This window comes from Streptomyces sp. NPDC058964 (genome assembly GCF_042741275.1).
Classification (GTDB): domain Bacteria; phylum Actinomycetota; class Actinomycetes; order Streptomycetales; family Streptomycetaceae; genus Streptomyces.
Genome location: NZ_JBHYKH010000023.1, coordinates 1 through 14,105, shown reverse-complemented (window position 1 = coordinate 14,105; position 14,105 = coordinate 1). Strand labels below are relative to the sequence as shown.

General features: G+C 71.5%; 13 protein-coding genes. 6 read left to right on the top strand and 7 right to left on the bottom strand.

Features of this window, described 5'->3' with window-relative positions; all coding sequences use genetic code 11:
* Positions 1 to 70: 70 nt before the first annotated feature.
* The 4 genes from ACFW2E_RS05060 to ACFW2E_RS05045 all read right to left on the bottom strand — a co-directional run bounded on the left by ACFW2E_RS05060 (position 71) and on the right by ACFW2E_RS05045 (position 5,154).
* On the bottom strand, positions 71 to 1,495 hold the full coding sequence (locus ACFW2E_RS05060) for a polysialyltransferase family glycosyltransferase (RefSeq protein WP_384461540.1): 1,425 nt from the start codon (positions 1,493 to 1,495) through the stop codon (positions 71 to 73).
* Positions 1,492 to 2,475, bottom strand: a complete 984-nt coding sequence (locus tag ACFW2E_RS05055; protein ID WP_384461537.1) for a glycosyltransferase family 2 protein — start codon at positions 2,473 to 2,475, stop codon at positions 1,492 to 1,494. Before ACFW2E_RS05055 ends, ACFW2E_RS05060 begins: the two co-directional genes overlap by 4 nt.
* A 396-nt stretch (positions 2,476 to 2,871) precedes the next feature.
* Positions 2,872 to 3,525, bottom strand: a complete 654-nt coding sequence (gene leuE, locus ACFW2E_RS05050) for a leucine efflux protein LeuE (protein WP_384461534.1) — start codon at positions 3,523 to 3,525, stop codon at positions 2,872 to 2,874.
* Between the two features lie 48 nt (positions 3,526 to 3,573).
* Positions 3,574 to 5,154, bottom strand: a complete 1,581-nt coding sequence (locus ACFW2E_RS05045; protein WP_384461531.1) for a methylmalonyl-CoA mutase — start codon at positions 5,152 to 5,154, stop codon at positions 3,574 to 3,576.
* An 81-nt stretch (positions 5,155 to 5,235) separates the two neighbouring features.
* On the opposite strand from ACFW2E_RS05045, the gene ACFW2E_RS05040 reads away from it, so the two are divergent.
* On the top strand, positions 5,236 to 6,096 hold the full coding sequence (locus ACFW2E_RS05040) for a L,D-transpeptidase family protein (protein WP_384461528.1): 861 nt from the start codon (positions 5,236 to 5,238) through the stop codon (positions 6,094 to 6,096).
* 218 nt (positions 6,097 to 6,314) lie between these two features.
* Here the strand turns inward: ACFW2E_RS05040 and ACFW2E_RS05035 are convergent, their stop codons facing one another.
* Positions 6,315 to 6,605: a hypothetical protein gene (locus ACFW2E_RS05035; protein ID WP_384461525.1), complete on the bottom strand. Its 291-nt coding sequence runs from the start codon at positions 6,603 to 6,605 to the stop codon at positions 6,315 to 6,317.
* A 292-nt stretch (positions 6,606 to 6,897) separates the two neighbouring features.
* On the opposite strand from ACFW2E_RS05035, the gene ACFW2E_RS05030 reads away from it, so the two are divergent.
* Entirely contained in the window at positions 6,898 to 7,116 is a 219-nt protein-coding gene (locus tag ACFW2E_RS05030) for a hypothetical protein (RefSeq protein WP_384461522.1), read from the top strand.
* 28 nt (positions 7,117 to 7,144) lie between these two features.
* Here ACFW2E_RS05030 and ACFW2E_RS05025 read toward each other — a convergent pair whose 3' ends face one another.
* On the bottom strand, positions 7,145 to 8,515 hold the full coding sequence (locus tag ACFW2E_RS05025) for an ABC1 kinase family protein (RefSeq protein WP_384461519.1): 1,371 nt from the start codon (positions 8,513 to 8,515) through the stop codon (positions 7,145 to 7,147).
* Positions 8,508 to 9,722 carry a TOMM precursor leader peptide-binding protein gene (locus tag ACFW2E_RS05020; RefSeq protein WP_384461516.1) on the bottom strand — a complete coding sequence of 405 codons (1,215 nt, stop codon included), beginning with the start codon at positions 9,720 to 9,722 and terminating at the stop codon, positions 8,508 to 8,510. The genes ACFW2E_RS05025 and ACFW2E_RS05020 overlap by 8 nt, the downstream gene beginning before the upstream one ends.
* 224 nt (positions 9,723 to 9,946) lie before the next feature.
* Here ACFW2E_RS05020 and ACFW2E_RS05015 point away from each other — a divergent pair, with 224 nt between their 5' ends.
* The 4 genes from ACFW2E_RS05015 (at position 9,947) to ACFW2E_RS05000 (ending at position 13,897) form a co-directional block, all read left to right on the top strand.
* On the top strand, positions 9,947 to 10,543 hold the full coding sequence (locus ACFW2E_RS05015) for a M48 family metallopeptidase (protein WP_384461512.1): 597 nt from the start codon (positions 9,947 to 9,949) through the stop codon (positions 10,541 to 10,543).
* Positions 10,544 to 10,677: 134 nt separating this feature from the next.
* A complete protein-coding gene (locus tag ACFW2E_RS05010) occupies positions 10,678 to 12,432 on the top strand; it encodes a TerD family protein (RefSeq protein ID WP_384461509.1) in 1,755 nt (584 codons plus the stop codon).
* Between the two features lie 11 nt (positions 12,433 to 12,443).
* Entirely contained in the window at positions 12,444 to 13,124 is a 681-nt protein-coding gene (locus tag ACFW2E_RS05005) for an AIM24 family protein (RefSeq protein WP_384461506.1), read from the top strand.
* 17 nt (positions 13,125 to 13,141) lie between these two features.
* Positions 13,142 to 13,897 carry an AIM24 family protein gene (locus ACFW2E_RS05000; protein WP_361131387.1) on the top strand — a complete coding sequence of 252 codons (756 nt, stop codon included), beginning with the start codon at positions 13,142 to 13,144 and terminating at the stop codon, positions 13,895 to 13,897.
* The last annotated feature ends 208 nt before the right edge of the window (positions 13,898 to 14,105 follow it).

The window sequence follows — 14,105 nt, the reverse complement described above, 5'->3', positions numbered from 1 at the left end:
CCGCGGCGTGCGGTGAACGGCCCGCGGCCGGCGGGACTTTGGTGTCCCACCGGCCTCGGGTCCGCGTGCGTCAGCTCTGCCGCGCCCTGATCTGCCGTACGGCCCGCCGCACCGCCGGGTGACGGCGCAGGGACTCGGCCCGGATGGGGCTGCCGCCGGGCAGACGCAGGCTGGTCAGGCGGCGCTTCTTGAAGTACTGCGGGTGCTCGGCGAGATGGGCCGTGAGCCAGGCGGCCGCCTCGGCCTGCAGTCCCGGATGCTTGCGGGACTGCATGCAGTAGCCGACGGTGCGCACCAGCGGTCCCAGCCCGGCGCTGAGGGAGCCGAGTTCGAGCGGGACGCCGAGGGTGGCGTGCTCCGCGTCGGGGAGGGCCGCGTCGATGATGGTGAGCGGGACGCGGTTGCTGTTCTCGTACGGCGTGATGCGCTCGAGGAGCAGCCCGGTGCCGACGCGCGCGACGGGGATGCCGTAGAAGGCGGCGGCGGTCATCAGCGCGGTGGAGAAGCAGCCGATCACCAGCTCCGGCTGCAGATGGGCGAAGACGGTCTCGGCGAGCACGGGTTCGTTCAGGACGGTCAGCCGGACCCCGAGCTCCGCGGCCGCCTCCTCCAGCGACCTGCCGTACACGGCGGGTGCGCTGGGGTGGGGCTTGAACAGCACACCGCGGTGGCCGGCGCGGGCGGCGGCGCGGAGCATACGGACGTGGAGTTCCTCCTCCTCGTCCTGGGTGATGAGGTCGATCGCGGAGAGGTACTGGCCGAGCAGGACGGCGGTGGGGCGGCCTTCGGCGGGGATGCGGTCGGCCAGGATGCCGGCGCCCTCCTCACCGATCCGGGCGAGGACGTCGACGATGGCCTCGTTGGGGACGGGCTCGGGCTCGACGCCGTACTCGGACAGGAGCATTGGGCGCAGCCCGGGTATCAGGTCCAGGTGGAGGACGCGGGCGATGCGGCTGCTCATGCCGTGCGGGATCCGGTTGCGGGTGGGACCGTAGCTCATGAGGCCGTCCGCGTAGACGTGGATCGGGCTGTCGGCGAAGATCTCGGCGACCGCGCGGGAGGGGTTGGCCTGGATGGACTCGCAGGCGATCTCGACGGGTCCGTCGCCGAGGTTCCAGGCGAGGCGTACGGCCTTCTCCCACAGGAGGGCGTCCTGGGCGCGGGGGGACCAGCCGGCCGGGTGGTGCGGGGAGATGAACTCGTTCCAGGAGCGCACCTCGTCGAACTCGGGGCGCAGCTTCTCGAAGCCGGCCATCCGGTCGAGCGGGGTGCCGACCTCGGGCACGGCCGCGGTGTTGCTGACGACCAGGATGCGGCGGTGGGCGGCGCGGGGGCCGAAGAGTCCGGCGCGGATCGCGGCGGTGACGGTGGCTGCCGCGTACTGGGTGGCGGAGAAGAAGATCTGGGTCGTGCCGCCGGTGGCCGTACCGTCCCGGTCCGTACCGTTCTGGGCGGTACCACTCCGGGCCGCACCGTTCTGGGTCCTGCCGCTCATGCCGCGACTCCCTTCATGCCGCCGCGTATGCGCCGCAGTGTGTGCACTCGTTCCTCGCCCATGCCGACGAGGGCCTCGTTGAGTTCTTCCTCGGTCATCCGGCCCAGGGCCTCGGCGGCCAGCTGCCGCAGCCTGGCGGCGACGCTCCGCTCGAACCGGCCGCGGTCGAGGAGCTGGTGGGCGATGACGACGCAGTAGTTGCGCAGCGCCTTCTTGCGCAGCCTGCCCGCCTCCGGGTCGTCGGCGAGCTCGCTGAGCACGAGGTCGAAGGAACGGAAGAAGTCCAGCTGGCGGACGTCGCCGATCTGGGTGAGCGAACTGGCCACACCCCGGCGGTAGAAGACACCGCGCAGGCTGGCGGCGACATAGGAGTCCGCCCTGCGGTGCAGCTCCCAGATCCAGGGGCGGTCCTCGGCGGTGCGCAGCCCGTCGTGGAAGCGCAGCAGGCCCCGGTCGAGCAGTCGGCGGTGGTAGACGCCGGCCCAGGCGTAGGGGTAGTCGACCATCGTGGTGTCGTCCACGGGGAGGATCGAGGTGCGCGGGTCGAGCGGGGTGTGCCGGCGCCCCTCCGGGGCCCGGTGGACGGCACGCTCGACGCCGGTGACCTGGACGTGGTCGGTGCGCACGAAGTCGACGTCGAAGCGCTGGATGCAGCCGACCAGGTCGGCCAGATAGCCCGGGGCGAGCCAGTCGTCGCCGTCGAGGAAGGTGAGGTACCGGCCCTCGGCCGCGTCGATGCCGGTGTTGCGCGCGGTGGCCAGTCCGCCGTTCTGTTCGTGCCGGATCACCCGGCTGTTCTCGAGTTTCCCCGTCAGCGTCAGCAGCGCTTCGTAGGTGCGGTCCTTGGTGGACCGGTCCTCGACGAAGATGAACTCGAAGTCGTCCCGTGCGTTGTTGACGAGGCTGGTCACCGTGTCGGCGACATAGGTCTCGATGTTGTAGCAGGGGACGATGACGGACAGGGTCGGTTCATTGGCCACGTGTGCACACCCGTGCTCGCTTCGGAAATATCTCCGCGATCCTTGGACGGCTCCGTCGCCCGGACGCGACCGCGTGACGACGTCCGGGTGAACACGGCATGACCGTCTGGCTCGCCGGCGCCGGGCACGGCGGGCGGGGTCCGCCCGAAGGGCGTGCCCAGCGGATTCCGTAGCGGGCCGTGATGCCCGCGATCACCGGTTCCAGGCCCTCCTCGAAGTGCTGGGGCCCAGGGGTGCGGACGGCCCCCGGCCCGGCTCCCCAGCCGTACGGAACCCGCCCGTTCCTGGTCCGTCCGGACGGTCACGCCGGCCGGGCGGGCGACTCGGAGACGGGCCTCGGGGAGTACCCGGCCCGGTACGGCACGACCCTGCGGGCCGCGGGCCCGGCTCACGGGCCTACGAGGTCGCCAGCGACAGCTTCACCGCGAACCCGAGGAACAGCGCCCCGGCCGCCGAGGTGGCCGTCGCCGACAGCCGCTTGCGGCGCCGGAAGGCGGCCGCCAGCTTGGTGCCGCCGAATATCAGGGCGCTCAGGTAGAGGAAGCTCGCCAGCTGGGCGAAGGCGCCGAGGACGACGAAGGAGAGGGCGGGGTAGGCGTAGCCCGGGTCGACGAACTGCACGAAGAAGGCGACGAAGAAGAGGATCGCCTTGGGGTTGAAGAGGCTGACGACCAGGGCGCGCCGGAAGGGACGCTCGTGGCCGGGGTCGGGGACCGGGGTGTCGCTCTCGGCCGCCTGTTCCCGCCGTGCCCGCCACATGCCCCACGCGGCGCGCAGCATCCCGACCGCCAGCCAGGTCAGATAACCGGCCCCCGCGTACTTCACGATCCCGAACAGCACGGCGTTCGCCTGGAGCAGCGAGGCGACCCCGGCCGCCGACAGCGTCATCAGGACGGTGTCCCCGCACCAGACCCCGGCCGCGGCGGTGTAGCCCGCGCGGATGCCGCGCCGGGCGGCGACGGACAGCACGTACAGGGAGTTGGGGCCGGGGAGCAGGACGATCAGGACGAGGCCTGCCAGATAGGTGGGGAGATCGATGACGCCGAACATGGAAGGGAGTGTCGCACGCGGGTCCGACACTCCCTCCCGCGGTGCGGGTCAGAAGGCGTCGGACGGGACGTAGGTGCCCCACACCTCCCGCAGCGCGTTGCACACCTCGCCGACCGTGGCCCGTACGCGCAGTGCCTCCTTCATCGGGTACAGCACGTTGTCCTCACCCTCGGCGGCCTTCTTCAGCGCCGCCAGCGCCGAGTCCACGGCCCCCTGGTCGCGGCCGGCGCGCAGCGCGGCCAGCCGCTCCGCCTGCCGGGCCTCGATCGCGGGGTCCACGCGGAGTGGTTCGTACGGCTCCTCCTCGTCCAGCTGGAAGCGGTTGACGCCGACCACGACCCGTTCGGCCGCGTCCGTCTCCTGGGAGATGCGGTACGCGTTGCGCTCGATCTCGCTCTTCTGGAAGCCGCGCTCGATCGCCGCGACCGCGCCGCCCAGGTCCTCGACCTTGCGCATCAGATCGAGCGCCGCCGCCTCCACGTCGTCCGTCATCCGCTCGACGGCGTACGAGCCCGCGAACGGGTCCACCGTCGCCGTCACGTCCGTCTCGTGGGCCAGCACCTGCTGGGTGCGCAGGGCGAGTCGCGCGCTCTTGTCCGTGGGCAGCGCGATCGCCTCGTCGAAGGAGTTGGTGTGCAGGGACTGGGTGCCGCCGAGCACCGCGGCCAGGGCCTGGACCGCCACCCGTACCAGGTTCACCTCCGGCTGCTGGGCCGTGAGCTGGACGCCCGCCGTCTGGGTGTGGAAGCGCAGCATCAGCGATTTCGGGTCCCGCGCGCCGAATTCCTCCCGCATCACCCGCGCCCAGATCCGGCGGGCCGCCCGGAACTTGGCGACCTCCTCCAGGAGCGTCGTACGGGCGACGAAGAAGAAGGACAGGCGGGGCGCGAAGTCGTCGACGTCCATGCCCGCCGACACCGCCGTACGGACGTACTCGATGCCGTCCGCGAGGGTGAAGGCGATCTCCTGCGCGGGGGACGCTCCGGCCTCCGCCATGTGGTAGCCGGAGATCGAGATCGTGTTCCACCTCGGGATCTCGGCCCGGCAGTACTTGAAGATGTCCGCGATCAGCCGCAGGGACGGCTTCGGCGGGAAGATGTACGTCCCGCGTGCGATGTACTCCTTCAGGACGTCGTTCTGGACCGTGCCGGTCAGACGGTCCGCCGGCACCCCCTGTTCCTCGGCCACCAGCTGGTAGAGCAGGAGCAGCAGGGCCGCCGGTGCGTTGATCGTCATCGACGTCGACACCTTGTCGAGCGGGATCCCGCCGAACAGCACCCGCATGTCGTCGATGGAGTCGACGGCCACACCGACCTTGCCGACCTCGCCGTGGGCGAGGGGGGCGTCGGAGTCGTGGCCCATCTGGGTGGGCAGGTCGAAGGCGACGGACAGACCGGTGGTGCCGTGGGCGATCAGCTGCTTGTACCGGGCGTTGGACTCCGTCGCCGTGCCGAAGCCGGCGTACTGGCGCATCGTCCAGGGGCGTCCCGTGTACATCGTCGGATACACCCCCCGGGTGAACGGGTACGCACCGGGCTCGCCCAGCTTCTCCGCCGGGTCCCAGCCCGTGAGGTCCCCAGGCCCGTAGACCGGGTCGATCGGCAGTCCGGACTCCGACTCACGCGCCATGGTGTGCCTCCGCAGTACGGTTCATTACTCCCCACGATGCCCCGTAGTTCGGCGGCGGTCACGCTGGGAAGCATCTCCTGCATGGGCAGCCTCGGAAGAACGACCGCCGCACTCGCCTCGGCCGCAGCGCTCGCCGCGCTCGCCGCGCTCTGCGGCTGCACCGTCCAGGCCCCGGCCTCGGACGGCAAACACCGCTCGCCGGTGCACATCGAGCTGCCGGCCGGCCCCGGCCACGGATCCGGTTCCAGCCCCCCGCCCGAACGGAGCAGCCCCACCGGACCGAGCGGGAAGAGCGCCGCCCCGCGGCCCGCCCGCGTGCTGTGGTCCCGCGGCGACACCGGCAGGGACGTGCGCGAACTGCAGGCGCGCCTCCGTCAGGTCGACTGGCTCTTCGACGGGCCGACCGGGACCTATGACGACCTGACGGAGAAGGCGGTCAGCGGCTTCCAGGGCAAGCGCGGGCTGCCGCGCACCGGGAGGACCGACACCGTCACCTGGCAGCGGCTGCTGGGCATGACGCACGAGCCGGGCACCTGGGAGCTGTACCTGATGGGCGGTCAGCCCGCGGCCGCGCCCGATCCGCGCTGTATGACGGGCCGGGTGCTGTGCATCAGCAAGACCAGCCGGACGTTGCGCTGGATGGTCGACGGACGGACGCTCTCCACGATGTCGGTGCGCTTCGGCGCGCAGTACACCCCGACCCGTGAGGGTGTGTTCCACGTCTACTGGAAGTCGCGGCACCATGTGTCGACGCTCTATCACTCCCCCATGCCGTACGCGATGTTCTTCAGCGGCGGCCAGGCGGTGCACTACTCGTACGACTTCGCGGCGCGCGGTTACGCAGGCGGCTCGCACGGCTGTGTGAACGTGCGGGACGAGGCGGCGATCGCGAATCTGTTCGCGCAGGTGCGGAACGGCGACAAGGTCGTCGTCTACTGGTGAGACCGGAAGGGATTGGGGCGCGGGCGGGACCGGGGGAACGTGTCCCGCCCGCGCCTGGTGCACCGAGCCGTGGGTACGGGGGGAACCCCGGCTCTGTGCTACGGCCGATGACCAGTCGGCTCACTCAGTACTGCGTCCGAGCGGCCGAAAACGTCACACCCAGCGTGAAAAAACTTCTACGACTTATAAAGCCGCAGGTCAGGGGCGTTCGTGGCGGGTCAGAGCGCGCTGTACGTCGAGCTCGGCGAGGGGACCGGCGCCCTCGTCGGCCGGGCGGGCAGCACCGGGGCGAGGGCCGACGGTACGGGCAGGACGAAGCCTCCGTCCTGGTGGTGGTCGTTGCCGCCGTCGTGCCGGCGGCCGTCCTCACCGCGTCTGTGGCCGTCACGGTCGTCCCGGTCCCCGCGACCGCCGTGGTCCGTCCCGTCGCCCTGACCGTCGCCGCCCCTGCCCTCGTCACCGGATTCGTCGCCGGCGGCGTCCAGGACCCGCTCGCAGTACTTCCACACACGTGCGGCTCCGCGCGCGGGCCCCCCGCGGGGGGCCGGGGGGGGGGGGGGCAGCGCGGGGGGGGGCGCGGGCCCCCCGCCGGGGGTTCGCGGCGCGGGCCGGGGGGGGGGTGGTGGGCCGCCGGGCGCGCGCTGGCCATGGCGGTCATGCAGTAACCCACCACACCTGAAGAGGTGGCCTCCCGGGCTCGGGAGGCGGTGACTTCCCACGGGGGCCGGTCCGTTCGCGCGGACCGGCCCCCGCGGTGCGTTCGGCCCGCCGGCCGGCCGCTCACGGCGTTATCGTCACCGGGTGACGAGTCTTCCCGGAGACAGCGACCACGGTGGCCACGGCGACCCGCCCGCGGATCCTCCCGAGCTGGTGTGCGCCCGATGCGGTACCCGGGCCGAGGAGCCGAAGCCCACCTGGACGTTCTCCGTGGAGAACGGCGTACGTCACTACTTCTGCGACACGTGCGCCCGCGAGAACCTCAGAGCGATCGAAGGGCGGCTGGACTCGGACCGGTGGTGAGACGCACCGCCGGCCGACCCGCCCGTCGTCACGCCTTCGCCGCCGATTCCCCCTCGTCCAAGTCCTCCTCGGGCACGAATCCCGGCAGCCACTCCTCCAGTTCCTCGCGCAGCCGTACCGTGGCCCCGAGCTGGCACAGGACGCCGATGGTGCTCAGGGTCACCCGGTGTATGAGGAGGTACGCGGGCGGCAGATTGAGCTGCTTGCCCAGTTGGTAGGCGGGGGAGCGGGGGTCGGCGATGCGGGCCGCCTGGCTGCGCATCCAGGTGCGGGTGAAGGTGAACTCGTCCACCTGGGCCGGTTCGATGATCGGCAGGAGGTAGTCGAGCACCGCTTCCGGGTTCAGTTCTATGGACTCCTTGACGAAGCCCTCGGCGCACAGCAGCTCGTAGACCTCCTCGGCCTCGCCTTCCAGTGCCATGCGCAGGGAGTCGCCGATCGGTGTCGGCAGACCTCCGGGGAGGCGGTCGACGGTGCCGAAGTCCAGCACGCCCAGACGCCAGTCCTCCTCGTCGTCCGGGCCGCCGGGAAGCAGGCGGAAGTTGCCCGGGTGGGGGTCGGCGTGCAGCAGGCCGGTGCGGGCCGGACCCGAGAAGAGGAATCGGGCCAGCAGTTGGCCGGCGCGGTCGCGCTGCTCCGGCGTGCCGTCCGCGATGACCTCCGACAGGGGGATCCCGTCGATCCACTCCGTGACCAGGACCTGGTCGCACTGGTGGACCACCGCCGGGACCAGGACGTCGGGGTCGTCCTCGAACTCCTCCGCGTGCACCTGCTGCGCCTGGGCCTCCAGGCCGTAGTCCAGCTCCTCGGAGACGCGGTCCCGGAGCTCGGCGATCAGCGGCTTGATGTCCATGCCGGGGATGAGCGGGCCCAACAGGCGTGCGAAACGACTCAGTTGGGTCAGGTCGGAGAGAAGGGCCTCGCCCGCTCCGGGGTACTGCACCTTGACCGCCACCTCCCGGCCGTCGCGCCACACACCTCGGTGCACCTGTCCGATCGAGGCTGCCGCGGACGGTTTGTCCTCGAATTCCCGGAACAGATCCCGCCAGTCCGTTCCCAGTCGCTCCGCGAGCACGGAGTGCACGGTGCGCGTGGGCATCGGCGGCGCCGCGTCCTGGAGCTTCGTCAGCGCCGCCCGGTAGGGGCCGGCGATCTCCTCGGGCAGCGCCGACTCGAAGACGGACAGGGCCTGCCCGAACTTCATCGCACCGCCTTTCAGCTCCCCGAGGACCTTGAACAGCTGCTCCGCCGTGCGTTGTTGCAACTCGCGGCCGACGATCTCCGCGGACTCGCCCACGATCCGCTTGCCCAGCCCCCAGGTCGCCCGGCCGGCGAAGCCGAGCGGGAGCGCGGCGAGTTTGGCGGTACGGGTGACCGCCTTCCGGGGAAGATCAGACATGCGCCCTCCAAGTCCCATCCGGCCGTGCCGGGGCTGCCCTGCGTGCTCGCCCCGTCGGCGGCCGTTGCCCCGCCATTGTCTCGTGTGCCTCCCCGTTCGTTGAGGTGTGTTTCTCCTTACCTCTCTCCGCCGCTCCGCACGGACATGCGGGGTGCGGCCAGACCGGCCGCGCATGCCAGTGCAGGCCCGGCAGAGAGACCTCCCAGCGGGCGCCCGTACTCGTCGGGGACTCCCCATCGAGGAATGCGAGCGCGTGTGCGGCGGTCAGCCCGGCGACGGTCGTCGCCAGCGTCACATCGCACGGGCCCGGAGGGCGTGCCCTGCCGGAGCGCCACTGGGCGACCAGGCGGGGCCAGGCCGGATCCCGGTCCGTTCGGTCCTGGTGCAGGCACCCGGCGCAGCCGGTCCCGCCCGGCAGGACGAAGGGCCCGACGACGCCGGTTCCCTCCACGACGCCCGCGTACAGGTGGGGCGTTCCGGTGGTCATGAGCGGATCGGCGGAGGCCGGATCCGGTGCGTGGACGGCCACGTCGTCCCTCGGAGCCAGGATCACCAGGGAGTGGCCCGGGTCCCCGGTGCCGGGGGCCGCGGATCGGGTTCGCCGCGGCGGACGGTCGGGCGCGGCCCTGCGGACCGCCTGACGCGCCGCCTCGTTCCTGCGTTCGCCGATCGACTCCGCGGGCAGTCCGCCCGGCGCGACGTCCCACGGCTCGACGCAGCCGACGTCGCGCACGTCGACCTCGCCGATCCCCGCCGCCGACAGCAGTGCGGCCAGGGTGACGCCGACCCGGCCCGCGCCTCTGACCTGCACACGCAGGGCACGGCGGACCGCGAGGCGGCCGATCGCGCCGCCCGGTTCGGACGTGATCAGGGAGAGCGACGCCAGATCGGGGCGCAACCGGTCGAGGACGTCCTTCCTCTCCCGCAGGGCGTCGGCAGCCGGACCGCCGCCCAGGGCGTCGTCCAGCAGTCCAGCGCGGGACAGCCGCTCCACGAGCGCGTCGACGCGCTCGGCCGGCAGATCCATGCGGTGTCCCTCGTCGCGCAGGAGCGGCAGTCCGCGTGTTCCGTTGAGCAGGTCCAGGAAGCTGCCCGTCGCCGTGTCCATCGGGCCGAGCGTCAACGCGTGCGCCGGAGTCATTCCGAACTGCACGGTGTTGAGGTCGCGCCAGCCGCGCCGGAGCGCGGGCTTCACCATCGGATGCATAACAGGCCCCCGTAGCCTTGGAAAAGTCCCGGAACATCCCTGTTCGTCAGAGAACCGGTGGTGCTCCCCGACGAATGCCAGCATGCCCGCCGACGCGGCTCGGCACCGAAAGTTGTCCACAGGCAGTGGGGATTCGTCGTACAAATCAGACGCATGGTGGGGGATCGGCATCGAACCGTCCCGGACCCGGGACTTCCCCCGTGTGCAGCGGGTAACGTCGGGGCGTGCCCGCCGACCCACTGCACCGCGCCGGAAAACCACAGCGCAGCACGACGAGCCAGCCGCCGAGCGGCTCGGGGGCGAGCGCGATCGAGGTTCGCAGGAGTGCCCGGCGACGCCGGACGGTCTCCGCGTACCGCGAGGGCGATCGCACCGTCGTGCTCATCCCCGCCCGGATGTCCGAGGCGGAGGAGCAGCGCTGGGTGACCGTCATGCTCGACAAGCTGGCAGCCCAGGAGAGCAAGCGGGTGCTGGGCGACACAGAACTGGCGGAGCGTGCCCAGCGGCTGTCGGAGCAGTACTTCGGCGGCCGGGCACGGCCCGCCTCTGTGCGCTGGGTCACCAACCAGAACACTCGCTGGGGTTCGTGCACCCCGGCCGAGGGCAGCATCCGGCTCTCGCACCGGCTGCAGGGCATGCCCGAGTACGTCGTCGACTATGTGCTCTGCCACGAGCTCGCGCACCTGCTGGTGCCCGGACACGGGCCGCGATTCTGGCGGTTGCTGGAGGCGTACCCGCGGACCGAGCGGGCCCGCGGCTATCTCGAAGGGGTGGTCGCCGCGGGGCGTTTGCCCCATTTGTCCGACATGCGTAGTGAGTGACCTGCCCGGACGGAGCCGCCGACGTCGTTGAGGACGGTTGTGTACCGGGTCTGTACCGACGTCGTCCAGCGTCCGGTTTTGCCGTTAGCCTGGCGCGACGCACTCGCATTCGGGATGGGGGACGGTCGTTACGCATGGCCAGGGAATTCCAACGCGGCCACAAGGCCAGGATCAGTGACCTCACCGCGGGCATGGATCTGTACGTAGGCGTGCAGATTTCCGCCCCCGGACTGACCTTCGACATCAGCTGCTTCGGCCTCGACGCCGACGAACGTCTCTCGGACGACCGGTACTTCGTCTTCTTCAACCAGCCGAAGTCCCCCGAGGAATCCGTTCAGCTGCTGGGTGCCCAGGCGGGCGACACGGAGTCCTTCCGGATCACGCTGGACAGGATCCCGCCGCAGATCCGGAAGCTGTCGTTCACGGCGACCGTCGACGGCGCCGGGCAGATGTCGCAGATCAACCCCGGATACCTCCGCATCGTGGCCGGGGGCGAGGAGGTGGCCCGGTACTCCTTCAGCGGCTCGGAGTTCTCCACCGAGCGGGCCGTGATGCTGGGCGACTTCTACCTGAAGGACGTGTGGCGGTTCGCCGCCGTCGGCCAGGGCTTCGACGGCGGCCTGGAGGCGCTGCTGAAGAACTTCGGCGGTGAGGTCGTCGAGGAGGAGACACCCGCCGCCCCGCAGCAGCCGCAGGCCGGTGCGACTCCGGGCTTCGCCCCGCCCGCGTTCGGCGCCCCGGCCGCCCCCGCGCCTGCTCCCGCTCCCGCTCCAGCTCAGGCACCTGCTCCTGTTCCGGCTCCGGCTCCGGCTCCGGCTCCGGCTCCGGCTCCGGCTCCGGCTCCGCAGAGCTTCGCGCCACCGCCGGGAGCCACGCCGCCTCCGGCCCCGGCCCCCGCGCCCAACATGCACGCCGCGCCAACGGTGATCGCTCCCCTGGCCCCGCCGCCCGGTGGCACGGTGCACCCTCCGGCCCCGGCCCCCGCGCCCTACGGCCAGCCCCAGCCGGCCTACGGCCAGCCGCCGAGCGCCCCCATGCCCCCCGGCTACGCCCAGCCCCAGGCGCCGCACGCGCCGACGCCGCCCCCCGGCTACGGCCAGCCGCCCGCGCCTCCCGGCTACGGTCAGCAGGGCCCGCCTCCGGGCTACGGTCAGCAGCCGCCCTTCGGTCAGGTCCCGGGTCAGCCCACCGCCTCCTACGGAGTGCCGCAGGGCGCTCCCCAGGGCGGTGCCGGTGTGTCCGCCGCGCTCCAGCAGTTCAAGGAGACGCCCACCGGGCAGCGCTGGACGCAGCAGAACAAGAAGCTCATCCGTGTCGACCTCGGCATCGGCGGCCAGCCCGTTCTCGCCCGCCAGGGCAGCATGGTGCTCTACCAGGGCAAGGTCGACTTCAGCTACAAGGGAGCGGGCTTCGCCGGCCGGATCGTGGGCAGCGCGACCGGCCAGGAGATGCAGCTGATGCGCTGCACCGGCCAGGGGCAGGTGTTCCTCGCAGAGAACTCCACCCATCTGCACCCCGTCGAACTCCAGGGCGACGCGATCTGCGTCTCCGCGGAGAACGTCCTCGCCTTCGACGAGAGCCTTCAGTACGAGGTCCGCCGTGTCGAAGGCCACGGCATCCCCGGCGGCGCGCTGTTCACGATGCAGTTCCAGGGCACCGGCACGATCGTCGTCAAGACGCACGGCACGCCCGTCGTCCTGCCGGTCACGCCCACCACGTTCGCCGACTGCAACGCGGTGGTCGCCTGGTCGGCCGCCGCCCAGGTGATCGTCTCCAGCCAGGTCCGGATGCGGCGCAACGCCTATCCGGGCGACACCGGCGAGAGCGTCAACCTCCAGTTCCGGGGAGCGCCCGGCAACTTCATCGTCGTCCAGCCGTACGAGGTCTGAGGGAGCCCGTCATGAACCAGCCGCTCGCGGGCTACGCCCCCGCACCCGTCACCGCCCGCATGGAGAACCACGGCAACCACATGCTGAAGGTCGCCATGCAGACCGGAAACGATCTCCTCGCGCGCGTGGGGTCGATGGTCGCCTACGAGGGCTTCGTCCAGTACGAGCCGAACCCGCCGGCCGTGCGCCAGATCGCCCGCGACTGGATCACCGGCGAGGGCGCGCCCCTGATGAAGTGCTCCGGCGACGGCCTGCTCTACCTCGCCGACTATGGGGCGAACGTCGTCGTGATCAACCTCAACGGGGACGGCATCTCCGTCAACGCCACGAACCTGCTCGCCTTCGACGCGCACCTCAGCTGGGGCGTGGAGCGGGTCAAGGGGCTGGCGAAGTTCGCCGGGCAGGGACTGTGGAACACGAAGATCTCCGGGCAGGGCTGGGTGGCCCTGACCTCCCGGGGCAAGCCGATCGTCGTCGACTGCGGCGGCGGTGAGGACGAGACGTACGTCGACCCCGACGCGCTCGTCGCCTGGTCGCCGAACCTCAAGGTGAAGGGCAAGCGCAGCTTCAAGGCGCAGTCACTGATCGGCCGCGGCAGCGGAGAGGCCTACCAGATGGCCTTCTCCGGCCAGGGCATCGTCGTCGTCCAGCCCAGCGAGGACAGCACCGACCGCCTCCGGATCCGGGGCTGAGGGGGACCAGAGACACCATGCAGAGCCCGCTTTTCGCCTTCAACGACTCGCAGACCCAGGAGCGCTACAGCCTGCAGAACAAGCAGATGCTGCGCGTCGTCCTGGAGGGCCACGACGACATCCTCGCCCGCAAGGGCACCATGGTCGCCTACCAGGGCCTCGTCGAATTCGACGCCGAGTACCAGAGCAACAACCAGGCGCGCGCGCGTGCCTACACCGGCGAGGGTCTCAACCTGATGCGCTGCCACGGGCAGGGCACGGTCTACCTCGCCAACCTCGCCCAGCACGTGCACGTGATGGACGTGGAGCAGGACGGCCTGACCGTCGACAGCAGCTACGTCCTGGCCATGGACTCCTCGCTGCACCACGAGGTCATCGCCGTGGACAGCCTGTACGGCATCTCCGGGTCGGGCAAGTACCAGCTCAACATCACGGGCCGCGGCAAGGTCGCCCTGATGACCTCGGGCGCGCCGCTGCTCATGCAGGTCACACCGGACAAGTACGTCAACTGCGACGCCGACGCGATCGTCGCCTGGTCCACCGGTCTGCGCGTGCAGATGCAGGCCCAGACGCACTCCTCCGGTGTGTGGCGCCGCCGCGGCAACACCGGTGAGGGCTGGGAGCTGAGCTTCATGGGCAGCGGGTTCGCGCTCGTGCAGCCCAGCGAGCTGCTGCCGCCGCAGAACGCGGTCATCGGGCAGGGGCTCGCCGCGCAGTTCGGCATGGGCCAGCACGGGGCGCATGCGCAGAACCAGGGGAACGTCTGGAGCTGAGCTCCGGCAGGACGTGAGCGGGACAAAGCAAGGGGCGGGCGCGGGGGGGGGCGCCCCCGACACCGCAGGGGGGGGGCGCGCCCCCCGCGGGGGCCCCGCCCCGGCCGGGCGACCCCCCACCGCCCCCCGGTCATCGACCGCGGCGGCCTCCCGTGGTCCGGGGCCTCGGCGCCCCGGCCCCGGAAGGCCAGCAGCCACAGGCGCGTGG